The organism is Bacillus sp. EA-CB0995, from assembly GCF_055814245.1.
Map to the genome: position 1 here is coordinate 2,611,058 of NZ_CP169269.1, position 22,461 is coordinate 2,633,518.

The 22,461-nt window shown below is 35.9% G+C and carries 22 protein-coding genes, 2 pseudogenes and 1 riboswitch; of the genes and pseudogenes, 7 read left to right on the plus strand and 17 right to left on the minus strand.

Annotated features, from left to right (window positions below):
• Positions 1 to 357: 357 nt before the first annotated feature.
• Complete coding sequence (locus ACEWFJ_RS13575; RefSeq protein ID WP_473688904.1) at positions 358 to 1,137, minus strand: alpha/beta fold hydrolase; 780 nt, start codon at positions 1,135 to 1,137, stop codon at positions 358 to 360.
• A gap of 370 nt (positions 1,138 to 1,507) precedes the next feature.
• Here ACEWFJ_RS13575 and ACEWFJ_RS13580 point away from each other — a divergent pair, with 370 nt between their 5' ends.
• A complete protein-coding gene (locus ACEWFJ_RS13580) occupies positions 1,508 to 1,669 on the plus strand; it encodes a hypothetical protein (RefSeq protein ID WP_473688905.1) in 162 nt (53 codons plus the stop codon).
• Between the two features lie 167 nt (positions 1,670 to 1,836).
• Here the strand turns inward: ACEWFJ_RS13580 and ACEWFJ_RS13585 are convergent, their stop codons facing one another.
• Positions 1,837 to 2,394, minus strand: a complete 558-nt coding sequence (locus tag ACEWFJ_RS13585; RefSeq protein WP_473688906.1) for a DUF4352 domain-containing protein — start codon at positions 2,392 to 2,394, stop codon at positions 1,837 to 1,839.
• A gap of 74 nt (positions 2,395 to 2,468) precedes the next feature.
• A complete protein-coding gene (locus ACEWFJ_RS13590; RefSeq protein ID WP_473688907.1) occupies positions 2,469 to 2,771 on the minus strand; it encodes a hypothetical protein in 303 nt (100 codons plus the stop codon).
• 201 nt (positions 2,772 to 2,972) lie between these two features.
• On the opposite strand from ACEWFJ_RS13590, the gene ACEWFJ_RS13595 reads away from it, so the two are divergent.
• The gene (locus ACEWFJ_RS13595) at positions 2,973 to 3,473 is read left to right on the plus strand and encodes a hypothetical protein (RefSeq protein WP_473688908.1); all 501 of its coding nucleotides are present in this window, start codon (positions 2,973 to 2,975) and stop codon (positions 3,471 to 3,473) included.
• Positions 3,474 to 3,834: 361 nt separating this feature from the next.
• Here ACEWFJ_RS13595 and ACEWFJ_RS13600 read toward each other — a convergent pair whose 3' ends face one another.
• Together ACEWFJ_RS13600 and ACEWFJ_RS13605 are read right to left on the minus strand one after the other, a co-directional pair.
• Positions 3,835 to 4,170: a hypothetical protein gene (locus ACEWFJ_RS13600; protein WP_473688909.1), complete on the minus strand. Its 336-nt coding sequence runs from the start codon at positions 4,168 to 4,170 to the stop codon at positions 3,835 to 3,837.
• A gap of 305 nt (positions 4,171 to 4,475) precedes the next feature.
• Positions 4,476 to 4,637, minus strand: a complete 162-nt coding sequence (locus ACEWFJ_RS13605; RefSeq protein WP_097795902.1) for a hypothetical protein — start codon at positions 4,635 to 4,637, stop codon at positions 4,476 to 4,478.
• Positions 4,638 to 5,082: 445 nt separating this feature from the next.
• Here ACEWFJ_RS13605 and ACEWFJ_RS13610 point away from each other — a divergent pair, with 445 nt between their 5' ends.
• Together ACEWFJ_RS13610 and ACEWFJ_RS13615 are read left to right on the plus strand one after the other, a co-directional pair.
• The gene (locus tag ACEWFJ_RS13610; RefSeq protein WP_473688910.1) at positions 5,083 to 5,790 is read left to right on the plus strand and encodes an IS6 family transposase; all 708 of its coding nucleotides are present in this window, start codon (positions 5,083 to 5,085) and stop codon (positions 5,788 to 5,790) included.
• A gap of 128 nt (positions 5,791 to 5,918) precedes the next feature.
• Positions 5,919 to 6,416, plus strand: coding sequence for a carboxymuconolactone decarboxylase family protein (locus ACEWFJ_RS13615; protein WP_473688911.1), 498 nt, complete (start codon positions 5,919 to 5,921; stop codon positions 6,414 to 6,416).
• Positions 6,417 to 6,468: 52 nt separating this feature from the next.
• On the opposite strand, the gene ACEWFJ_RS13620 is transcribed toward ACEWFJ_RS13615, so the two are convergent.
• From ACEWFJ_RS13620 to ACEWFJ_RS13650, 7 genes and pseudogenes are all read right to left on the minus strand, one after another.
• Positions 6,469 to 7,410, minus strand: a complete 942-nt coding sequence (locus ACEWFJ_RS13620) for an ABC transporter substrate-binding protein (RefSeq protein WP_473688912.1) — start codon at positions 7,408 to 7,410, stop codon at positions 6,469 to 6,471.
• Positions 7,411 to 7,439: 29 nt separating this feature from the next.
• Complete coding sequence (locus ACEWFJ_RS13625) at positions 7,440 to 8,852, minus strand: ABC transporter permease subunit (RefSeq protein ID WP_473688913.1); 1,413 nt, start codon at positions 8,850 to 8,852, stop codon at positions 7,440 to 7,442.
• Entirely contained in the window at positions 8,813 to 9,166 is a 354-nt protein-coding gene (locus ACEWFJ_RS13630) for an ATP-binding cassette domain-containing protein (RefSeq protein ID WP_473688914.1), read from the minus strand. The genes ACEWFJ_RS13625 and ACEWFJ_RS13630 overlap by 40 nt, the downstream gene beginning before the upstream one ends.
• A gap of 25 nt (positions 9,167 to 9,191) precedes the next feature.
• Complete coding sequence (locus ACEWFJ_RS13635; RefSeq protein WP_473688915.1) at positions 9,192 to 9,857, minus strand: ABC transporter permease; 666 nt, start codon at positions 9,855 to 9,857, stop codon at positions 9,192 to 9,194.
• Positions 9,858 to 9,922: 65 nt separating this feature from the next.
• Positions 9,923 to 10,033, minus strand: a riboswitch (SAM riboswitch).
• Positions 10,034 to 10,220: 187 nt separating this feature from the next.
• Positions 10,221 to 10,908, minus strand: a pseudogene (locus ACEWFJ_RS13640) (IS6 family transposase).
• Positions 10,909 to 11,064: 156 nt separating this feature from the next.
• Complete coding sequence (locus tag ACEWFJ_RS13645; RefSeq protein WP_473688916.1) at positions 11,065 to 11,685, minus strand: hypothetical protein; 621 nt, start codon at positions 11,683 to 11,685, stop codon at positions 11,065 to 11,067.
• Positions 11,686 to 11,769: 84 nt separating this feature from the next.
• Positions 11,770 to 12,348, minus strand: a complete 579-nt coding sequence (locus ACEWFJ_RS13650) for a hypothetical protein (RefSeq protein WP_473688917.1) — start codon at positions 12,346 to 12,348, stop codon at positions 11,770 to 11,772.
• Between the two features lie 684 nt (positions 12,349 to 13,032).
• Here ACEWFJ_RS13650 and racE point away from each other — a divergent pair.
• On the plus strand, positions 13,033 to 13,863 hold the full coding sequence (gene racE / locus ACEWFJ_RS13655; RefSeq protein WP_473688918.1) for a glutamate racemase: 831 nt from the start codon (positions 13,033 to 13,035) through the stop codon (positions 13,861 to 13,863).
• A gap of 127 nt (positions 13,864 to 13,990) precedes the next feature.
• Positions 13,991 to 15,420 (plus strand): annotated as a pseudogene (locus ACEWFJ_RS13660) (IS4 family transposase).
• Between the two features lie 334 nt (positions 15,421 to 15,754).
• Here the strand turns inward: ACEWFJ_RS13660 and ACEWFJ_RS13665 are convergent.
• The 4 genes from ACEWFJ_RS13665 to ACEWFJ_RS13680 form a co-directional block, all read right to left on the minus strand.
• Entirely contained in the window at positions 15,755 to 16,024 is a 270-nt protein-coding gene (locus ACEWFJ_RS13665) for an AbrB/MazE/SpoVT family DNA-binding domain-containing protein (protein ID WP_429720991.1), read from the minus strand.
• 708 nt (positions 16,025 to 16,732) lie between these two features.
• Positions 16,733 to 16,933 carry a cold-shock protein gene (locus ACEWFJ_RS13670; RefSeq protein ID WP_429716542.1) on the minus strand — a complete coding sequence of 67 codons (201 nt, stop codon included), beginning with the start codon at positions 16,931 to 16,933 and terminating at the stop codon, positions 16,733 to 16,735.
• A 1,202-nt stretch (positions 16,934 to 18,135) separates the two neighbouring features.
• Positions 18,136 to 18,285 (minus strand): hypothetical protein, encoded by a 150-nt coding sequence (locus tag ACEWFJ_RS13675; RefSeq protein WP_003203575.1) that lies wholly within the window; start codon positions 18,283 to 18,285, stop codon positions 18,136 to 18,138.
• A 396-nt stretch (positions 18,286 to 18,681) separates the two neighbouring features.
• Complete coding sequence (locus tag ACEWFJ_RS13680) at positions 18,682 to 18,921, minus strand: DNA-binding protein (RefSeq protein ID WP_473688919.1); 240 nt, start codon at positions 18,919 to 18,921, stop codon at positions 18,682 to 18,684.
• A 1,081-nt stretch (positions 18,922 to 20,002) separates the two neighbouring features.
• Between ACEWFJ_RS13680 and ACEWFJ_RS13685 the strand changes: the two genes are divergently transcribed.
• The gene (locus tag ACEWFJ_RS13685) at positions 20,003 to 20,701 is read left to right on the plus strand and encodes a hypothetical protein (RefSeq protein ID WP_473688920.1); all 699 of its coding nucleotides are present in this window, start codon (positions 20,003 to 20,005) and stop codon (positions 20,699 to 20,701) included.
• Positions 20,702 to 21,203: 502 nt separating this feature from the next.
• Here the strand turns inward: ACEWFJ_RS13685 and ACEWFJ_RS13690 are convergent.
• Positions 21,204 to 22,451, minus strand: a complete 1,248-nt coding sequence (locus ACEWFJ_RS13690) for a glutamate-5-semialdehyde dehydrogenase (RefSeq protein ID WP_473688921.1) — start codon at positions 22,449 to 22,451, stop codon at positions 21,204 to 21,206.
• Positions 22,452 to 22,461: the final 10 nt, after the last annotated feature.

The following is a 22,461-nucleotide window of genomic DNA, read 5'->3' on the forward strand; positions in this document are numbered from 1 at the left end:
CAAGGGGTATCGCTACATGCCCATCAAGCTAAGATCTTAAAGTACCCCCATAACGGAATTTTTATCTCTCTACAGTTATTTATGTGAATTCAGCTCGTTTTTTTCGTTTTGGGGGATAATTAGTTTTTTAACTTGATGGCGATGGGGCGTTTATTTTTCTTAAGTTGATGGATATGTATGATGAGGCCTATAAGCTCAATAGGTCGTATTTGGAAATAAAAGTAAGACCATGACCTGTTTTTACACGTATCTCGGCTGTACCTCTAATAATTGCAGCAAATATTTTACTGTCCGTAAAGTGTACTCGATTATTACGCTTTCGTTCTCCATTTATTTGAATTTAGGTCAAAGTTTTAACTAAATAAATTGTGTCAATAGTTGGTTAAACTTGTCACGTTCTTCCCAGAAAAGGCCATGACCACTATATTGAAACGGAACAAGCTGTGAATTTCTTATCTTTTCATTTAGTTCTTGAGCTTGTGCAAATGGAATAACTTTGTCATGAATGCCGTGAACGATTAAAGTAGGGACAGTAATTTTTGGGAGATCCGTATGCAGCTTCTCATCTCTTAATGTAATTATAATAGCAGCTGTCGACCAACTTGCCGCTTGTAATCCCATTTGCAAAAACCAGTCCGAAAATGGTTTGGTTATATACTGAAAGAAAAAGCCGTCTGTTACGTCCTGCATCATTTTAGGCCGATCATTTAAGGTTTCTTTAAGGTAGTTATTAGCAGTTTCTGCGGTAAATCCAGTTGGAGCGGCCGCATCAATAAGAACAAGCTTTGATACCCCAAAACCATTGTGACGGGACATATATCGAATTGCGATAGCCCCACCGGTAGAGTGACCCACAAGAGTAAAATTGTTTATTTGAAGTGTACCAACTACTGTGCGGATATCATCTGCAAGTCTGTTAAAAGTATAGCCGCTCATTGGTTTATCCGAATTGCCAAAGCCCCTCCAGTCTATACCAATACAGCGATAGCCCCTAGCAGGAAGAACATTAAACTGATATTCAAACTGTTTATGGCTTAACGGCCAGCCATGTAAAAATACGATGGTCTTATTTCCTCCCGGGTTAATATCTTCTACATATAAATTCACACCTGACTCTACAGTAACAAAGTATCCCATGAAGATTCCCCCTTAGTTAATATAGTCTCAATAATAGATATTCATTTTGGTTAACATAGATGAGTACTTATCCAAGTTGTAGACCAGAGAAGCGAAACAGGACGGGTTTTATTGAACTATCCTGCCCCTTTATATATCTCCAAGTAGGGATTTTCTACATTGTCCCCGAATCGTTCAGTCCTTTCGTTCCATAAATGCTCTTATGAGATATTGGTTGAAGGGAATTTGTCCCCACACGATTAGCTAGCACTTACACCCACAAATAAGTGGGTAAAAAAGAGTAGTGACTTTATGCACTACTCTTTTTTTATTTTTTTGCAAGTAAATTATTTGAACTCTTTTCTATATAATCTAATAGGGGTCACTATACATGCCCATCAACCTAGCGAAATTAAATATCCCCAAAACAAAAATTTTATCTCTTCTTAGTTGTCTATGGGAATCTAGTTTATTTGTTGTTTTAGGAAATAACGAATTTCTTAACTTGATAGCGATGGGGTATCGCCATCATTTTGGAAAAATACCACGCTAAGCAAAAAATACAATAAGCTGCCCATATGGACAGCTCATTTACATAATTATCGTTAGCGGAAGTAAATTATGTTTGTCCAAAAAGTTAACCGCTCGCTTGGAGTTAGCATTGTTTACTTTTCGAATATATTCATATTAAAGAACACTTCTACCAAATTATATTTAGACTTAGTTTTTTGGTGATTGCAGCTTATCAATTTTCCAGTGTGTTTCTAGAGGGTCTAAAGAGCTTTCAATATAAAACATATATTCATCTGCGGTACCTGGTACTTCAAAAGCTATTTTCAATTCTACCGTTTCATTTGGTTTAACTTGTATATCATAAGGAGAAGGGTTTTGGTCAAGCACCTTTCCTTCATACGCCTTACCGTCTTTTTCATCTTTTAAGGTATATTTTAATTCTGATAGTCCAATCATTTGACCTCGTACATTTTTTACAGAGACATTAACAACGATAGAATCGTTGCTATCATTTAAATATGCACTTTGAACGGTGGTCAAGTAATAGCCTCCCTTAATCCCCTCACCAACTAATAAAATACCTTGTTCCAAGCGGCTCATAGTTTCTTTTTCTTCAAAATTTACTAATTCTTTATTTTCATTTTTTGCAGTTGGTTCTTCTATTGAAACATTTTCAACTGCACTATCTTTTTTATCTTGTGTGCAAGCAGCCATAACACTGACAAATACTAGACTTAAAGTAAGTAATATGGATAATTTTCTCATAAAATTTATCCGTCTCCTTAAATTTCTCGATTTTGTGCAACTATACAAATTATAAAGCAATTCTATTTATAAGCTCATTTATTTTTTCCTCTGTCAATAAGCCATTTTAAGATTCCTATTATTAATATAAGGAGCGGTATTGCCTGAATAAAGAGAAACCCTCCCCAAAAATCAAGTTCAGTACTATATGGAGAGTCTGTTGCCATCACACCTATAAATAAAGCCACTGGAATTGTGAATAGATTTACCCCTAAACTGACCATTATGAATGTTAGATTTTTATCCTTAGTTTTTGGTGAATCAGAATTGAAAAATGAGAATATTACAATGCCGATTATAAAATACAGTATTACATAAAGCTGACTAAGATATCCCATAATATTCCTCCGTTATCCTAATTGTACCATTAGCAAGGACAATTTTGTGTAAATTTGGATGAATAGGATATTCATATAAAGTTAACATAACGTCTCATTCTAGGAATAAAAACAAATTCTCTAAAAAAATCACCCTTTTCTTACCTTTTAATGTAAAATTATCCTTATGTTTTGATTTTTTAGATATAGAAAGGGAGCCCTATGAAATCTTTAATAAAAATAACATGTACAGTATTTATACTTACAAGCTTAATGGCAGCTTGTAGTCAACCAAAGAAATCGAAAGAAATATCTGAAGAAAAAAGAATGGAAAAAATTATACTACTATATGGAGAATTTGCAAAAGGTGGATCTTACAGAGCGACAGTTGAAAACGCAAATTATAAAAAAGTAGATAAAATGGGGAACATTACAACTCGTGTTACGATTAATAATGTTCGAGACGATGAAAAAACAATTGATCTTTCAGAAATAAAGTATTTTGTTAAAGATGAAAAGACGGGAAAAAAATATGAAGGTCAACCTATGCCTATAAACGAAGATAAATTTAAAAATGTCCCGGTTGGCTACGCTTTAACTTTTGAAGTTTCATTTATGATGGAAAATCCACCAAAAGATTTGAATAATATGTATTTATATATGGACAGTAAGATTGATCCATTAGATACCTGTTGGAAACTTGATAATCTAGTATCTAAATAAAAAGATGTCTAAATTAGACATCTTTTCTTGTTTAGAGCGTTGTATATACTATTCATTTCTAATTTACATAACGTCTAATTATTAGAATTCAATGTATCTAGGAGTCTACAAAAATACCCTCCAGCAAGCAACTTGGAGGGTATTCATGTTCACGTAATTCCTGTTATTGGTAGTTAGGTTTCTTTAGTTGAATGGAAATGTTTTGATCCAGTAGAAGAATGCAAAACCTCCAGCTACAAATAAAGCAGCTAAAATGAATGTTATTAGAGGTATTTTATTTTTCATACTTTTTCCTCCAATGATTTAATCTTAAGCTAATTTAGTTAATATAACATGCGTTAGCGGAAGTCATTTTAAAATTCTATGTATTGATTTTTTCTTTGCTCTTGCGGATAAATCTCAAAAAAGCCACAAGTAGTATGAGAAGCGGTATTCCCTGAATAAAGAGAAATCCTCCCCAAAAATCAAGTTCAGTACTATCTGGAGGGGCTGTTGCCATCCCACCTATAAAAAAAGCCATTGGAAATGTGAGTAGATTCACTCCTAAACCCACCATAATGAATGATAGATTTTTAGCCTTAATTTTTGGTGAATCAGACTTGAAGAATAAGAATATTGCAGTGCCGAATATAAGAAACAGTTTTCCATAAAAAATAATATCTCCCATAATATCCCTCCATCGCTCTAATTGTACCATCAGTAAGGACAACTTTGTGCAAATTTGGATGAATAGGATATTCATGTAAAGTTGACATAACGTATCATTATCAGCAGTAACCAAATCCCAGAAATCCATTCATACCAAGAGTTTGCCAGCCTTCTGTTCCCTCCACTGTATGCATGATTTCATACAACTCTGTCATAACAGCATTTTGCAGTTCAAACCGTTCTCGTAGCCTGCATGAAATCCTACATATCCTGGGCGTATAAAATCCGCGTTTTACCGTCAGTACCCCTTGTAGGAATACTACAGGTTCTTGTTTATTTAAAGGACAGAAATATCTATTCCCTTTCTAGCCAAGCAATAGGAATTTCTTTTTCACCAGTTACTTCAAACTGAATTTCTCCATTTACTTCAAAGACCCGTTCAATAATTGGTATTGTAATCATTTTATTTTCCTTTATTTTTCGCTTTCGTACTAGTTCTAAGTCGATAATATTCATGATGAAATCCCCTTTTGTATATGTAAGACAGAGAAAAAAGCACCCAAATGAGTACTTTTTCAATTTGAATCACCATTTTACTTTTTGAGCTGTTGCTCTATGTGTATTTTACCATATTTATCTATAACATTTGTTGGTAAAATTATTTTACTCCAATTTACTATGATTCATAAATGTACGTATCAGGGACATAGTTTTTGAGATAAATTTAGTTCATTTTTTCGTTTTGGGGATACTTCAAAATCTTAGCTTGATGGGCATGTGGCTGTACCCCATTAAGAAAATTTAAATAGAATACCTAGTTTTATTAACTTTTGTATAAATAGGGGCGACTTGATTTCTTAGCTTGATGGGTATGTATGGTAAGGCCTAAAAGGGTTCTGGTGCAAAAAATACTGTCATTGTGTACACTGAAAATATTCATAAATAAAGGACGTGTACGACGATGAAAAAACCAGTGGATTTTAAATGGAAGCATTATGAGCCAGAGATTATTCTATTAGCAGTTAGATGGTACCTCCGGTACAGTTTAAGTTATCGAGATTTGGTAGAAATGATGGAGGAGCGTGGTTTATCCATTTCTCATACAACGATTATGCGTTGGGTTCATCGATATGGATCGGAGCTAGATAAACGCGTTCGTCGTCATTTGAAGAAAACAAATGATTCCTGGCGTGTCGATGAAACATATATCAAAGTGAAAGGAAAATGGATGTACTTGTATCGTGCTGTGGATTCCGGAGGAAACACCGTTGATTTTTATTTAAGAAAAAATAGAAAAGCGAAATCAGCTAAACGTTTCTTCAAAAAGGCCTTAGCTTCTTGTCATACCTCAAAACCTCGTGTCCTCACAGTTGATAAAAAACCAGCCTATCCAAAAGCCGTGAAACAATCACATAAAGCAGGAGACCTACCCGCGGGAATCAAGTTACGACAGATGAAATATCTAAACAACATTGTCGAACAAGACCATCGATTTATCAAAAAACGGGTCCGATATATGCTAGGATTTCAATCCTTTCACACAGCAACCAAAACACTTGCTGGAATAGAAGCTATGCATATGATTAGAAAAGGACACACTTTCCATGGGGAAAAGTCTGTTCAAAAGCAGATACAACTGATTAATATTCTCTTTGGTCTTACCGCATAAACAGTCATTCCGTTAGGAATGAATCATTCTTTTTACTTTTCATTATCTTTTTGCACCAGAACCCTTAGTTTTTGCTTTATATTAGTAATAGGAATATTTAGATTTTTTTAGTAGAGGGGAAGAAAAAAATGCCTTGGATTAATCCGGTAAAGCAAGCAGAAATGAAAGAACAAGAGATTTATAACGAATTAAAACATCCTGTTGATGTATTTACACGTTTATTAGCCAACAGTCCTGAACTTCTAAAGGCATTCGTTCCACTTCAAAAAGCTGTTAAAAGTGCTTCATTTTCCGACGAATTGAGAGAAATGGTGATTACGTTTGTCTCTTTACGAAATGGTTGTGAATATTGCACAAAGAGTCATAGCTTACTTTTGCAAGAAATAACAGGGGATAATGAAATTTTAAACAAATTGGATCAATATGAAACAGCAGATTTTAGTGATGAAATGAAAAGCATTTTACGTTATGCAGAGAAGTTGATTTCCAAACCAGTAAAAGTGGAGAAAGATGATATAGAAGCTATAAAGCAGTTGGGATATAGCCCGCAGCAAATAGTGGAACTGAATCAACTTGTAGCTTATACATCGTATACAAATCAAATTTCAATTGGATTAGGTCTTTAATATATCAAGGGAGCAACTTAAATAGCTGCTCCCTTGATATATAATAAACGTGTTATTTAGATTTAATAAATCCATTTTGAACAAGCCAATTTTTTGCTACTTCGTCTACACTCTTCTTTTCAAAATCGACTTGATAGTTTAAGTCTGTAATCGTTGGATCATCAATTTTATCAACAATTGGCTCTAGTTCTTCCTCAAGTTTTGGATGTTGTTTTAGTACATCGGGACGCGTTGTCACAACCCCGTTATAAGCGGGGAAGAATACCTTATCGTCTTTTAAGCTTTTAAGATTATAAGCTTTAATTCTTCCATCTGTTGAATAGGCAACAGCTACATCTACTTCGCCATCATTTAACGCTTGAATTGGTAAACCCGTTTCCATTTTCTTTACGTTTTTAGCGCCAAACTCAAAACCGTATGCTTTTTCTACGGCTTTTAATCCATCATCAGGGCGGCCGGTGAATTCTGCGTTAGAAGCGAATGTTAAAGAACCAGGATTTTTATTTAAATAATTAGCTAAGTCACTAATTGATTCAATGCCCATTTTTTTTGCTTTCTCTTCTTTTAATAATAGAGAAAATGTGTTATTAAAGGCTGCAGGTTTTAACCAAATGATATCATTTTTTTCCTTGTCCATTTTTGCTAATTTATCGTAAGCTTTTTTCGGATCAGAAATGGGTTTTTGCTTTAAGTAGTTTACTAATGCCGTGCCTGTATAATCCCAATAAATATCAATTTGGTCATTTTCAAGGGCTTTACGAGAAAGTTGTCCACCCATTTGCCCGGCTTCTTCTACTTTATATCCTTTATCTTGTAAGTAAAGAGCTGTAATTTTAGATAGAATGTAAGATTCTGTATGATATTTTGTACCGACTACAATCGTGTCATCCAAATCTTTTTTGCCATCTCCTGATGCTTTTTCATTTTTACCGCATGCAGCAAGGACAGATAAGGTAAGGATAAAAATAAGTGCTAAGTGAATAAATTTCTTCATAATGTATTTCCTCCAGGTTGTTAATTTTTTTAAAGAGCTGTAGATCTTGATTGACGCAAGCCTTTTGAGACAATGAATTTCTCAATAAAACGTAGGACGTAATCAGCGATAACCGCCATGACTGTAACAGGAACAGCGCCTGATAGAAGATATGTATGATCAACCATCTCGATCCCAGTAAAAATATAATCACCTAAACCACCACCGCCAATTAAATAAGCTAACGCGGCGCTTCCAATATTGAGAACGACTGCTGTGCGTATTCCTGCCATGATAATAGGAAGGGCGTTTGGAATCTCAATACGAAATAAAATTTGATTTGATGTTAAGCCTATTCCTTTTGCTGAATCTAATAAGTGAGGATCAATTACTTTAATTCCTTCGACCGTATTACGTAAAATCGGTAAAATGGAATACACGAATAGGGCAATGACAGCAGAGTAAAGGCCGATTCCTAGAGCGAGCATAATAAGGGCCAAAAAGGCAATGCTCGGCACAGTCTGACCAATGTTCGCCATGTTTAAAAATACCCACTCCAGTCTACGAAACTTTTCTCTCGTTATGAAAATCCCAATTGGAACAGATATCAAAATAGCAAGCAAAGAAGACAATCCTACAAGCTGTAAATGTTGAGTAAGCAGCACAAGAAACTCATCCGGATAATCTACAATAAGCTGAAAATAGCCATTGTAATAAGCCCAACCCAAAAAACTGATAACTAAGGGAGTACAAATCCACTTGAAAAGATTAGAAAAGAATCGCTTTTTTTCATGTTTACGTTCCTTTCCTGTTGAATCATTTGAAATGTGCTGTAAAAATTGTTTAATGTCTGTGCTTTGTATAATTCCAATAGGCTGATTGTTGTCTCCTATAACAAGAACTTGCTCATATTTTGCGCTCAACATACGTGATAAAGTTTCTCTTAAATCTGTATGTATTGAAACTGTTAAATCTGCTGAAAGATGTCTTGTTTCTTGAAGGTATCCGGCTTTCGCTAAATCACTTACCGTATATAGACTAAGCTGTTTTAATGTTCGATCTTTCCCTAAAAAGTTGGCTACAAAGTCATTCTTAGGTGATTCCAGCAATTGTGCTGGAGTGCCATATTGTACTAATTCTCCCTCCTTTAAAATTGCAATGTAATCTCCTAATTTTATGGCTTCATCTAAATCGTGGCTCACAAATAAAATAGTTTTTTGAACTTGTTTTTGAATTTTTAAGAATTCATCTTGTAAACGAGCTCTTATAATGGGATCTAGTGCGCTAAATGGTTCATCCATTAACATAACGGGTGGGTTTACAGCCATTGCTCTTGCAATTCCGATACGTTGTTGCTGTCCGCCTGATAATTCGTAAGGATAACGTTTTCGGTACTCCTCGGGATTCAAACCAATGAGTTCCATCAATTCCGTATATCGGGCTTGTTTTCTTTTTTGTCCCATCCTAATAAATCAGGAATAACTGTAATATTTTGTTCAATAGTCATATTAGGGAACAATCCGTTATGCTGAATCACGTATCCAATATTGCGACGAAGCTCAATTTCATTAAACGAATGAATTTCTTTTCCGTTGATAAAAATCTTCCCATTTGAAAGAGGAACAAGACGATTAACCATTCTTAATAATGTGGTCTTTCCACATCCTGATGGTCCAAGTAAGACGACGATTTTCCCCTCAGGAACAGTCAAGTTAATATCATGAATGGCTGTTACGTCTGAATCATACGTTTTTGACACACCCTTAAACTCTATCAAACTGTACACCTCCAAATGATGATGGTTATTTATTTCGTAAATTCATAGGTGTTAATCTTCTCTGTAATAAGCCTAGAGAACTGTCTGCAATTAGTGCGAGAATAGAAATGAATAATGCACCGGTTAAAATCATCTCAGGGTGTGTTCGAGCAATCCCCTGATTAATTAAGACTCCTAATCCTCCAGCTCCAACAAAAGCTGAAATGGCTCCAATTCCGATATTTAAAACGACGGCTGTTCGAACACCAGCTAAAATAATAGGAAGGGCATTTGGAATTTCGACCATTCGTAGTCGTTCCCATTTATTCATGCCGATTCCAATCGCAGCATCACGAATGTGTGGATCGATGTTCTTGATGGCTACGTATGTATTGCGAATAATAGGAAGCTGTGAGTAGAGGACTAATGCAATAATAGCCGGTAAAAAGCCGATTCCTTGATTAATGATTGATAAAAGTGGCATCATAAGACCAAATAACGCAATACTTGGGATGGTCATAATAATATTAGCTATTTGAAGAACAGATTCTGCCAGCTCTTCATTTGTTGTAAGGAAAATTCCAATCGGCACCCCGATGGCGATAGCGATAAATAAAGAAAGTCCAACAAGCTGAAAGTGTTCCCATGTTAATATCATAACTTGATCTGAATTGTCTACGATGTACTGCCAAAGTTTTGTAATCCTATCCATACAATTCCTCCAATAAAAAACTCTTCTTATTTAAACATAAGAAGAGTTTTTTAGTCTGTAATCTCTTCTTATCTCTCAAGCTCATAAAACCTGCAGGAATTGGCACAGTTTTCTTATAGAAAGAACCTGTTGCCGAGGTATCAAAGGGCCTGTCCCTCCACCTCTCTTGATAAGAATGTATAAATTCATATTTAATTTAGACTAATACTATACTAAGCAGATATGAATTGTCAATATTTTTAATTAATTAAAATAATAATTAATATTTAAAATAATTTTAGGGTGAATGTGTTTTTTATGGTTCTGGTGCAAATACTTAGGAAAGATATAAAGAGGCGAAAAGTTTCCTAGTGGAATCTATTCTTAGGTAGCAATTCCAAATAGTTGATGGATGAACTTCACTTGATCTTGGACAGACTTGTCCAGTAAAACAAGTTGCTCTTTTTTTACCATATGCATAGCTTCTATTCCAGAAATAATGGATGTAGCTGTGCGAAAGGATTTCAATCCTAACATCGAACGAACTCGCTTTTTAATAAACCGATGATCTTGTTCCACTATGTTATTGAGATATTTCACTTGCCTTAGTTGGATGCCTTCAGGCATCTGCTTTTTTCTTTTAACTCTTGGATAGCGATAGGATAAGCTGGATTTTTATCAACGGTCACAACACGAGGTTTAGAAACATGAAAAGACCGCAAAGCTTTCTTGAAAAAGCGCTTTGCAGCCTTGTGGTCTCTTGTTTGGCTTAGATAAAAATCAATCGTATTTCCTTTCGAATCGACAGCTCGGTACAGATACATCCATTGACCTTTAACTTTTATATATGTTTCATCAACTCTCCAGGAGTCATTTGTTTGCTTGAGGTGACGACGAATTCGTTTGTCTAACTCAGACGCATAATGGTAGTGTGGACGATGGGTACACCACGCTCTTCCATCATTTCCACCAAATCACGAAAACTCAGATTGTACCGTAGGTACCATCTCACTGTAAGAAGGATAATTTCAGACTGATAATGTTTCCACTTGAACAAATTTTTCGTTTTCATACCGATGACACCCCTTTTTTAGAGTCATAGTATCAGCATGTCCAAGTTTGATAGATTTTTAGCACCATAACCAATTAAAGCAAGGGTAGGAGTGAGAACTTTGTACCCTTTGCTTTTTAAACAAATATTAGATTTTCCTAAACTCACCGATACCTCCTATACCCGGAAGGCCTGTACCTCCCGGATGGCCTTGCAATCCGAAGTTTGCCGGGGGAGGAGGATTCCCTGGATCATAATCGGAATGACTGTAGCTGGAGCTTTTGCCTTTGCCAGTGGCGCCGGATGCGCCGGGTTGGCCTGGCAAACCGCCGAAGCCGCCAATTCCACCGATCCCACCACTGACATCCCAGATAGGTGGATTGCCACCGCTTGTATCAACTTTAAAGTACAGAATAAATGAACCGCCTTTGCCGCCGTTTCCGCCATTACCGCCCTGGCCACCATTTCCTCCATCCCCACCACGCCCGCCGTAAGCATTGGCTTCACAATCGCCACCCCAACCACCGTCTCCACCATTACCGCCCCGGCCACCATTTCCTCCATTGCCGCCATTACCACCATTGCCGCCGCGGCAACTCGCCTCGATTCCACCACGATACTCATCGACCTCAATCGTGACTGCCCCGCCTTGGCCGCCTGCTGCTCCAGCAGGTGCATCGGGAGCATCCCCTCCCCGGCTTCCATCTTGACCACGAGTTGGTTCGTTATCGTCCCAAAAGCCGCAATCTGCATCCTGTCCAGGCAACCCTTGGGCAGGTGTTGGGCCATCCAATCCATTCGGGGCACTCGTGCCATTAATGCCATTTGCGATAATATTTATCATGCTTATATCCCCCTCCATGTCGTTTTAGCTTTTTTTGTTTATTGCTCACCTTGAATCGAGAAGGCGCGAATATGCACGCCACTTTTCTTCAGGACGAGACGGCCCGTTTTCCGAATGAGAAGCTCATTGCAGCGTAATGTATTAGTCGGATTGCGGATTTCTAATATAGCATTGGGTTCTATAATAATATTCTTGAATAAATATGAAAAAATTACTTTGTTGAAATCAAAGATATAGTCGCTAATTTTGGCATTAATATCGATTTTGACGGCTTCGTGAGGATCGATAGCCCGGAAGACCTTCCAGAATGAAGACTGCTCCCTAGAGGAAGTGCTTATCGACGATATTGAAAAATTACTATAGCGTCCAAGATCGAGGCGCGTCGTCCCTTCAACCCTTAATCGTTGGACATCCCTGTTACTTAGAGCAAACTTTGTCGCTTCTTTAGCGGAGCTCAGCAATCGTTTGAGCGATTCATCTGAACTGATATATCCCGCAGTAACAAGGTCCTTGAAAGTCTCGACAGGGATGCGTTGAAACGCGCTTTGAATCTTATCAATAGGCGCGTCATTTAATGCTAGGGTTGTACCGCTTTCAATGATCAAATCATCTGCCATTTTTTCTTCTCCTTTATATAAGTTTGTCAAGTTAATAATTCACCAATGCTACTCTAAGCAATGTCCGCTAATGTTTATTGCGTGATCCAGTTCTATTGCTACACAGACCCCTTATTTTGTAGTTGCACTACTCGTCATTGCTTTACTGCCTAGACTGATAGACCAGCTTTTACATAAAGCCCCCTTTTTAAAAATAATTCTACGAATAATCAGTTTTTTTATTTGTATTACCTCCCACCCTCTCTCCTTACTTAAACTCTCGGCCACAGTTATCACAAGTGTCAGAATCCCACCACGTTAAATGACCGCAATGCGGACAAGTTCCCACTTGATGGGAACGGATGAAGAATGAAAAGAATCGTTTCATTGTTTCACCACTCTTATATCTATGGTTGTAAATGGAATAACATGAAAATTATATGAGGTTTGGATGTAATTTAATATAATTAATTCTAGAAATACAGGGGTAGTACCACATCGCTATCAAGTTAAGAAACACATTCCTCTCAAAAACGAAAAAAGAATTTATTACATAGCCATATACATAGGTAATAATATTTTTATTTATTAGGAAGTTCAGATAAAATACTCCAAATAAGGATATTATATTATGAAATTTTTAAAATCCCATAATATAATATCCTTATCAACATAAGACAAAAGATTAAGAAAGGGATGAAATATATGAATTTAGCTAATGAAAATTCCGTAATAGGTGTACTTGACTCAGGAGTTGGAGGATTAACAGTTGTCGAAGAAATTATGCGACAATTGCCAAAAGAGAGTATTTACTATATTGGTGATAATAAGCGTTGTCCTTATGGGCCAAGAAGTGTAGAAGAAGTTAAATCTTTTACATTTGAAATGGTTGAATTCCTCAAACAATTCCCATTAAAAGCTCTTGTTGTGGCTTATAATACTGGTGCGGCTGCTGCATTGTCCTCATTGAAAGAATCACTTCCTATTCCGGTTATTGGAGTTATACATCCAGGAGCAAGAGCGGCAATTAAAGTAACAAAGAAAGGCAAGATTGGAGTAATTGGGACTATAGGTACCATAAATTCTAATATGTATGCAAAAGCTTTACAGGAACTTCATACAAATTTAGAAGTACATAGTCTTGCCTGTCCAACTTTAGCTACAGTAGTAGAAAATCGATTAGATGATACAGTATATGTAGAACAGCAAGTTAAACAAGCTTTATCTTCATTAAATAAAGAAGACATAGATACCTTAATTCTTGGTTGTACCCATTATCCACTTTTAGAATCATATATAATAAAAGAACTAGGGAAAGATGTTTCTATTATTAGTTCAGCAGAAGAAACAGCAATAGAGTTAAGTACTATTTTACAACATCAAGGTATTTTATCTGAGCATCTTAATTCTAAGCATCGCTTTTTTACAACAGGTTCTGTTTCATCATTTGAATATATCGCTCAATGTTGGCTAGGGTATCAAATTTCTGTAGAATGTGTAAATTTACCTATAAAAAATGTTCGTATTTATAATTAAAAAGCTTTTCCAGTCTATGATTATTTTTTCAGTAAGCTAGAAAGTTAAAATTTAGATGAATTTATACTCATAATTCACAAAATACGCTATTCTTTCTGTAGAATCATAGGAAAGGATGGCGTTTTTTATGTCTGTTTCTGTGTCTGACGAATTACAACTATTTGCTCAAGAGATTCAAAGTTTTTTATCTCCAAATACCTTACGGGATCTTGCTAGAGATGTTGGTTTTGTACAACGAACCAGTAAGTACCAAGCAAAAGATTTAGTAGCTTTATGTGTATGGGTGAGCCAAAATGTAGCTATGACTTCTTTAACTCAGTTATCTAGCTGTTTAGAAGCATCAACAGAAGTACTTATCAGTCCTGAGGGACTGAATCAACGATTTAATAAGGCGGCCGTCCAACTTTTACAACGCCTACTAGCCGAACTACTAAGCAAAAAATTGGCCGCATCTATGCCGATTTCTTCTCCATACACTTCTGTTTTCAAGCGTATTCGTATTTTAGATTCAACTGCATTTCAACTCCCAGATGTATTTTCATCGGTTTATCCAGGTGCAGGAGGGTGCAGCCATACAGCTGGGATAAAAATTCAACTTGAGTATGATTTGTTAAGTGGACAGTTCCTACATATTCATACAGGCCCAGGTAAACAACATGATCGCACTTACGGCTCTCTGTGTGCCCCAACTGTGACAGCGAATGATTTATGCATCCGAGATTTAGGTTATTTTCATTTAAAAGGCCTTCAATATATACAAGATAAAGAGGCCTACTATATCTCTCGTATCAAGTCGAATACACGTATTTATCAAAAAAATCCTAACCCTAATTATTTTCAAAACGGAAGAATTAAGAAAGGTACAGAGTATATACAGATAGATATGGAGACGTTAATGAGCTCCCTTCAACCAGGACAAACATGTGAAATAGCTGATGCTTATGTAGGAATGATTGATAAAGTGCCAGCTCGTGTAATTGTTCACCGATTAACAAAACAACAGCAACAAAAACGATTACAAGATCAAGCTGTAAGAGAAAAAAGAAAGGAATGAAGTATTCTCCTCGTAGTAAACGGCTCAGTGGTATCAATGTATATATGACAAACACCCCTACAGATATTGTCCCGATGGGACAGGTACATGACTGGTATTCTTTGCGTTGGCAAATCGAAATTTTATTTAAAACGTGGAAGTCATTCTTTCAAATCCATCATTGTAAAAAGATAAAACCAGAACGATTGGAGTGCCATTTATATGGTCAATTGATTGCCATTCTACTCTGTTCTTCTATCATGTTTCAAATGCGCCAATTGCTCCTCATGAAGAAAAAACGAGAGCTTAGTGAGTATAAAGCCATATATATGATTAAAGACTATTTTCTTCTTCTATTCCAAACTATACAAAAAAACACCCAAGAGCTATCAAAGGTGTTACTTCGCCTGTTCAATCTCCTACAGCAAAATGGGCGGAAATCTCATCGATATGATAAAAAAACGATCTTTGATATATTAGGTGTCGTTTACAATTGTACCATGTCTGATAATCAAGCCGCTTAATTCAAAAAAGTGAAACCCGTTAGGGTTTATTTCGTATGCAAATCTTTCAAACACCTACACTTGCTCTTTAGAAAAAAGAAACAATCTCGCCTAAAATTGACTTTGCATAAGCTTAGCTTGATAGCGATGGGGTAGAGTCAGGAAAATACGGATTTACACCACTAGGAAATTAGATACATTTGTAAGGAAATAGCATCCCAAAAGGGAAACAAGCTATAAATGTAGACTGCTATTTGGGGGTGTTTTGTTTATTAATCATTACGGTATGTGAAATTATTATATTGATAATAAAAAAGCTCCCTGTATGGCGGAGCCTTTAATTTTTCTATTTAACTTAGTATTGTTGCAACTCTTTAACCAGGTACTCTGCACCTTCTGGACTTATTGTAATCTTTCCGTTTGCTAATGACATATTACGTTCTGAAACCTCACCAGTTATCACACAAGCTCCACCAGCTTGATACTTCTGTAAAACAATTTTTTCTCCATCTACAAAGATCTCTAATGGTGATTTTTCTTTAATACCGAGCGTATCCCTCAGTTCTTTTGGGATAACTACACGCCCCAATTCATCTACTTTTCTAGTGATTCCCGTTGACTTCATTCAGCCTCTTTCCTCTTTTCATTATCTTATTTACCCTATGTTTTTCTTTTTATTGTAACAAGCTTTCTCCAAATATAAAAAGCATTATGATCCAAAACCAGCCAATCATCCTGAGTGTATTTTTGAATCCTCCTCACAATGAAATAGTTTCTTCTTTCATTCTTAACGGGGTAGCTTCAGGAAAATGCGGATTTACAACGCTAAGGAAATGTCACTTATTAAAAAAGCCGATTTCCATCTCAAGGAATCGACTTTTTTTGTAGTTTTAAAATAAAGTTTGATCAAAAAATTTCATAAACCCGCATTTTGTTCGAAATAAAAAGAATCCATTTTGAAAAAAAGATTAATCAAAACGGACTCCTACTTTGTGAAGTGTTATACAATTTTTATAAAAAAGGTTGATTACTTTCTACTGTTTATCTTTAACAATCGCGCCCGTTAGTTGAAGATCATTGCTTAATCCTTATTCAACATAAGCATCCGTTTGAATTACCCAAAAAGAGTGACAATTTTAGCCACTCTCTACAAAAGGACTTCAAATTGTTTATTCAAATGTAATTAGGAGAATTCGTGATTATGCGATACACTTTGTTTACCATTTGATTTACTGTTTATATGTGCCCTGCTCATTCGTGAATGGAGTTCCTTGCTTATAAGATAAATAAAAAACAGACTCTATAAAGAGTCTGCTTGAGTTTGGTTTTATTATTAAGCTTTACGCACGTTAGCTGCTTGAGCTCCACGTTGACCTTGCTCAACATCGAAAGTCACAGCTTGACCTTCTTCTAAAGATTTGAAACCTTCGCCTTGAATAGCTGAGAAATGAACGAATACGTCTTCTCCACCTTCACGTTCGATGAATCCGAAGCCTTTATCGCTGTTAAACCATTTTACTTTACCATTTTCCATTTTTGTTGCCTCCTAGTGTGAAAAACACACATTGTGTTACTATCCTTGCTCTCAGTGATCATCAAGACGAAAAGTTTTACTAATACTATCCTTTACACCGAACAAAAATAATTCTTATGTAGATTAACATTTTTCACAAGTATTTGCAAGAATACATACAAGCGACCATTTTTACAACTCATGAATTTACGTATCTGGTTTTGCATTCTTTTGTTGTTCTTATTCAAGTAGAGCGCCCGTTTGTTTAAGTACAGTTCTTCACAAAAATCTAGGAAGTAACCACCACACAATAAGGAAGATACTCACCATCCCCCAAACTGAGGTTCCTACTATCCTCCAAACTATGGATTGGGTACCTGAACTTTGATGGATCTTTCTTTTCATATTTCTTGTTATAAAAGCAAGAACAACAAATCCGATTATGATGAACCCAACAGCTATCCAAGATAATAAATCCACTTTTTATCCACCTTTTTTGTGAATTACCTTCCAAACCTGCTACGTAGTTCAAGTACATTCCTTCGCAATTTTTATACGTTTCATTGGTGCAAAAGTTTCGAAACATTTATTCCACAATCTGGCCCTTTAATGGAATAACTTTATTATCACTTAACAGATTCTTAATCCACAAGAAAAACCGAAATCCCTTCTTTAAAGAGATAGGAAATTCCGGTTCAGCTTTTTTATAAACGGTTAAACTTTTTTCAAAACGGTGCGACTTTTTTATAAAGGGGTAGTACCAGCAAAACGCGCTAAACATACGTTAAGACAAATATTGTAAATAATCGTAACCAAAAACGTTGAAATGTCGCTTTTGTGGTTATTTGTTTTTAGTTATGGTTTTGGGTATACGGAATTGCTATACGAAAAGAGAAATAAAAGTACCACTTGAAATCACCAAAAACGAAGGTTTATGGTTAAAAAATCCCTTAGAGTATAAAAAATTCAATTTCCACTTCCCAAAATGTCTTATCGTATATTTTCCGCGTTTTGTTGGCGGTACCCCATAAACAGTTCAACTTTATTTCAAAGCCACATTTTTAGTTATTCTTAATGAACTAACACATGCGTTAGTTGCATAAGTAAGAGGTTTGAAAAAATAGCCTGCATATATTTGAACGATGAATAACTTACCTATTTTCTTGTGTTTGTTTGCACCATATACAGAAAATTAGGAAAAACGTAATCAAAAACGTAACATATTATTTATCTGTTTGTTTTTGCTTCTTTTTCAAATACTCCGCACGCAATTTTTCAAGTTGCTGCTTTTTATCAAATTTGGCAGGCGTCTGTTTTTCATGAAACTTTGTCACAGCTACCTGACTTTTGTAATCCAATTGATATTTTCCCACTTTGTTCACCTACTTTTCTTGTCTTTAAAGATAATCTATTCAACAAATATAATATACCTTATTTTACTGAAGTAAACCTTATTACTTTATTAGTTGCAAAGTCTTTTTACTACTTGTTTAAAAAAATCTACATCCCCAATATTTTTCTCCAAAAAATCACCCCTTGTTATTAACTTTTCTACTTATATCTATCTTAATCCAAATATTACCTACTTAAACTAACCTGCCCCGTTAGTTTAAGTAGAAAACTTCACAATCTCAATAGAGTAAAACCTATTGGTACATAATCAAATCACCTTTAAATTAGACTTCATAATGTCTCATAAGACTTGTATCAAAATGCTTATCGTTGTAAATGCGCATTTTCCTGACTCTACCCCTTAACATCCTTTCTCCTTATTCTTTTGGTTCTCCAAACCATTCATACATTGCTTGACGACTAATAATCCATTCCTTACGCTTTCCTTCAGGATGCAAAAAGTACTTAACTAAGCCTTCTTGTAACATGCGTTCTAGATCCTTCACTTGCTTCTCATTCATTACACACGGGCTGTATTTATTCTTCAATGTCTCACGAGGAATCCTCCAATAAAAAGATGCTTCAGCTGGTGTCATGTATTTTTCGATTTCTTTCATGAGAGTTCTCCTTTGTTTGCTGTTTTCCTTCTATGTTACAATAAATGAAGAAGGGAATGGTCAGATTCCCTTCTTACTAGATCATTTATGTCATTGCCCTTTGTCTGCTGTTAAGCAAATGAAGGGTTTTTATTTTGCTTGTTTATTTTGACTATCTATCACTGCAAGACGAATCAGTTTCAGCTTAATATCCTTTTAATCGCAATGTCACTGAAACCCTCATGTATCGCAAATACTTCCGGAAATTCAGAAATACACAAATCAATAATTGTATTATCAGTTGTCCTTATATAGGGGTACAGCCAACGTACTAACATAAAACCCGCGCTAAGGATTATTTGTACCGTAACAATAATGAACGTTTTTGTTACAACGCTTTATTTGAAGTACATTGCTAAGCGATTTATTGATTTTTGCGTAACAAAAATATGTAACAAAATCAATTTGTATCAAAACTATTTGATTACATTTTTGATACAGACCATTTTGGTTACTTACTATCTTTTAATGCGGTAAGAAATTCCTTAGCGTATGAAAATCAAGGTTTTTACTTCCAAAAAATGTCTTAGCGTGGGTTTTTTCCAAAATGCTGGCGTTACCCCATGCCCATCAAGTTAAGAAATTAATTGTTCCCCAAAACGAAAAAAATGATCCAAATTCTCATAAATAACTGTAAAAAGGTAAAGTTTTCGTTATGGGAGTGTCTCAAAACATTAGCTTGATGGGTATGTATGGTGACACTCTACTAAGAAAAAATATTATTTCCACATATTACAGATTGTAATTGTGATTTTTTAATTTATACTTTTTGTATAAATTAAAAAATTTGTATTATCAATAATACAGAAATAATAACTACTCAGCTATACCTTTAATTTAGGAGTTTCATAGGCGGAAATTCGGTCTATTTTTTGCCTACAACACAAACATGTGCGATATACTATATCTTGTGATAAAACAAGTAAACATATTTTTTTAGTAAAATGTTTCTAACCACCTTATATCTTCATGAGGTGACTGAATAGTTACCAGAAATATGTATATAAGTTACGGATTAGGGTTAAGTTTTTAGGAGGTTTAAATGAGAAAAATATTACCAGGGGCCATTTCATCTCATACCCAGTATGGGAATTTAAAGGTGCCGAAAAATGTCAAAAGTCAGTGTCCTAAATGCGGTAAATCAAGTGAATTTACGTTAAAAACGAATTTTTACCAAGTTACAAAAAGAGGATTATTCGCAGAAGGGCTTTGTTTTGAATGTCAAAAGACATCAGAATTTGTGATTATGTTTAATGATTATCCGGATCAAATAAATAAAGAAGTAGAAGTGTATATTTATAGTCCTTCGGATTTAAGAGATCCTTTAGATCAGCTCGAACGCAATAAACATATCCCTATAGACCTTGTTAGGGCATATCGCTCTACTTTAAATGTCAGTCAGTCAAAAGATAACTCTGCTACTGCAGTACTGTCAAAACAAGTTCTTGAAAGTGTCCTCAAACATTTTCTTGGAGAGAAAAGTAATGGACAGTCTCTTTCCCAGCAATTTGAGCAATTGCCAAAATATATCGATTTAACTAAACCGATTCAAGATGTGGGCAACCTCGTTCATCCGGAAAGTCCTTTTTATGGGATGCTTGAATTGAAACAGGAAATTGATGATGAAGCAGTAGCTTTATTAACAGAATTATTAGAAGTCCTTATCGAATATTTATTTGTGTTGCCTGAAAAAATCGAATCAGTACAGGATAAGATTGAACAGAAATTAAAAAAGGTGTAGCATGTACATTTTAATGTTTTTATACGCTAAAAGATTTTCGAAAAACAATAGCATGATTTCAATTGGGATTTTAATTTAAAGATAAGTTTTGAGACACCATTTAAGCTATTTTTAGCTTATTTTACGTTGAAGTGGATTTGTCTCAAATACCTACCGACGTTTTTGAGATTAGGTGATTTTCTTAAATTAGTAAAATCAACACTTTTTCATGCCGAATTTTACTTAGCGTATATTTTCGTTAAAATGTGGACGGTACGCCATTGCCATCAACCTAACAAAATTAAATACCCCAAAACAAAAAAATATTCCACATTATATGTGATAAAAAAAGGATAGATAAAATAGAAACCTTATCTATCCTTTTCTGTATTACAAATACTTAAGTTTGCTACTTCTTACAGAAAAAAACTGAATCAGTTTTTAAATGAACATAGTAATAAATAATGATAATAGGTATAGATGAAGAAAAAACAAGGGGGCTTTACATCCGTCCTTCTACTTCTTATCCCCGAATCTGTCCATTCCCACGAATCACATATTTTGTGGAAGTCAATGCAGATAGCCCCATCGGTCCCCGCGCGTGCAGCTTTTGCGTGCTGATGCCGATTTCTGCGCCGAAGCCAAATTCAAAACCGTCAGTAAAGCGGGTCGAAGCATTATGGTAGAGCGCCGCGGCATCGACGGACGTGAAAAACTTACTGACGTTTTCCTCGTTCTCTGTAATGATCGCTTCTGAATGCATGGAGCCATAAGCATTGATGTGGCGAATCGCTTCTTCAACAGAGGAAACGATTTTGACTGCCAGCGTAAGAGACAAAAACTCTGTTTCCCAGTCTTCTTCTGAGGCGGGTACAAGAGAAGAATCAATTGCCAATGCTTTCTTATCTCCACGCAGCTCTACTCCTCTTTCCTTCAAGAAAGAAAACAGCTCGGTACCGAATCGCTGCGCCCAATTCTCATGAAGTATAATTGTTTCAATAGCATTGCATACAGACGGACGCTGTGTTTTGGCGTTTACGATAATATCGAATGCCATCTGTTTATCCGCTGTTTCATCAATGAAAATGTGACAATTTCCCGCACCTGTTTCCAATACAGGAACAGACGCTTCTCTCACTACAGTATCTATCAACTGCTTGCCACCTCTCGGAATAAGAACATCCAAGTACTCGTTCAATGTAAACAGCTGCTTTGCGCTGTCTCGTGAATTGTCTTCAATGAGCTGTACGCTTTCTGGAGGCAAGCTCGTTTGTTTGAGCGCTCGATGAATGACAGCGACGATGGCTTTGTTGGAATAAGCGGCGGAAGAACTACCACGCAAGATCACTGCGTTACCTGTTTTCAAGCAAATTGTGGCCGCATCTACCGTCACGTTCGGCCGCGCCTCGTAAATCATCCCGACAACACCGAGCGGCACGCGCATCTCCCGAATAGACAATCCATTCGGCCGTTCCCATGCAGCTACACATTCTCCGACAGGATCGCGCAAATCAATCAGCTGCCGGATACCCTCTGTCATATCGATAATGCGCTGTTCATTCAGCATGAGGCGGTCGATGAGAGAGGCAGACATTCCTTTCGCTTTACCTTGTTCGATATCCCGTTTGTTCTCCTCCAAAATATAGGATGTCTCTACTATCAATTGCTCAGCGACAGCCGCCAGTGCCTTATTTTTTTCATTAGTCGATTTGGCTACAAGCTCTCCCGCAATCTTTTTCGCTTTTTGTCCCTTTGCCAACACTTCATTCATTTTCGTTTCC

Excerpts from the sequence above, each read along its gene's own strand:
- ACEWFJ_RS13600 (WP_473688909.1), bottom strand. The coding sequence starts at position 4,170 with ATGGTACAATTAGAGCGATGGAGGGATATTATGGGAGATATTATTTTT.
- ACEWFJ_RS13580 (WP_473688905.1), top strand. The coding sequence starts at position 1,508 with ATGCCCATCAACCTAGCGAAATTAAATATCCCCAAAACAAAAATTTTA.
- ACEWFJ_RS13645 (WP_473688916.1), bottom strand. The coding sequence starts at position 11,685 with ATGGATTGGATGGCCCAACACCTGCCCAAGGGTTGCCTGGACAGGATG.
- ACEWFJ_RS13680 (WP_473688919.1), bottom strand. The coding sequence starts at position 18,921 with ATGAAAGAAATCGAAAAATACATGACACCAGCTGAAGCATCTTTTTAT.
- ACEWFJ_RS13620 (WP_473688912.1), bottom strand. The coding sequence starts at position 7,410 with ATGAAGAAATTTATTCACTTAGCACTTATTTTTATCCTTACCTTATCT.
- ACEWFJ_RS13650 (WP_473688917.1), bottom strand. The coding sequence starts at position 12,348 with ATGGCAGATGATTTGATCATTGAAAGCGGTACAACCCTAGCATTAAAT.
- ACEWFJ_RS13575 (WP_473688904.1), bottom strand. The coding sequence starts at position 1,137 with ATGGGATACTTTGTTACTGTAGAGTCAGGTGTGAATTTATATGTAGAA.
- ACEWFJ_RS13615 (WP_473688911.1), top strand. The coding sequence starts at position 5,919 with ATGCCTTGGATTAATCCGGTAAAGCAAGCAGAAATGAAAGAACAAGAG.
- ACEWFJ_RS13685 (WP_473688920.1), top strand. The coding sequence starts at position 20,003 with ATGAGAAAAATATTACCAGGGGCCATTTCATCTCATACCCAGTATGGG.
- ACEWFJ_RS13635 (WP_473688915.1), bottom strand. The coding sequence starts at position 9,857 with ATGGATAGGATTACAAAACTTTGGCAGTACATCGTAGACAATTCAGAT.
- ACEWFJ_RS13595 (WP_473688908.1), top strand. The coding sequence starts at position 2,973 with ATGAAATCTTTAATAAAAATAACATGTACAGTATTTATACTTACAAGC.
- ACEWFJ_RS13610 (WP_473688910.1), top strand. The coding sequence starts at position 5,083 with ATGAAAAAACCAGTGGATTTTAAATGGAAGCATTATGAGCCAGAGATT.
- racE (WP_473688918.1), top strand. The coding sequence starts at position 13,033 with ATGAATTTAGCTAATGAAAATTCCGTAATAGGTGTACTTGACTCAGGA.
- ACEWFJ_RS13585 (WP_473688906.1), bottom strand. The coding sequence starts at position 2,394 with ATGAGAAAATTATCCATATTACTTACTTTAAGTCTAGTATTTGTCAGT.
- ACEWFJ_RS13670 (WP_429716542.1), bottom strand. The coding sequence starts at position 16,933 with ATGGAAAATGGTAAAGTAAAATGGTTTAACAGCGATAAAGGCTTCGGA.
- ACEWFJ_RS13605 (WP_097795902.1), bottom strand. The coding sequence starts at position 4,637 with ATGAATATTATCGACTTAGAACTAGTACGAAAGCGAAAAATAAAGGAA.
- ACEWFJ_RS13665 (WP_429720991.1), bottom strand. The coding sequence starts at position 16,024 with ATGAAGTCAACGGGAATCACTAGAAAAGTAGATGAATTGGGGCGTGTA.
- ACEWFJ_RS13690 (WP_473688921.1), bottom strand. The coding sequence starts at position 22,451 with ATGAATGAAGTGTTGGCAAAGGGACAAAAAGCGAAAAAGATTGCGGGA.
- ACEWFJ_RS13625 (WP_473688913.1), bottom strand. The coding sequence starts at position 8,852 with ATGGGACAAAAAAGAAAACAAGCCCGATATACGGAATTGATGGAACTC.
- ACEWFJ_RS13590 (WP_473688907.1), bottom strand. The coding sequence starts at position 2,771 with ATGGGATATCTTAGTCAGCTTTATGTAATACTGTATTTTATAATCGGC.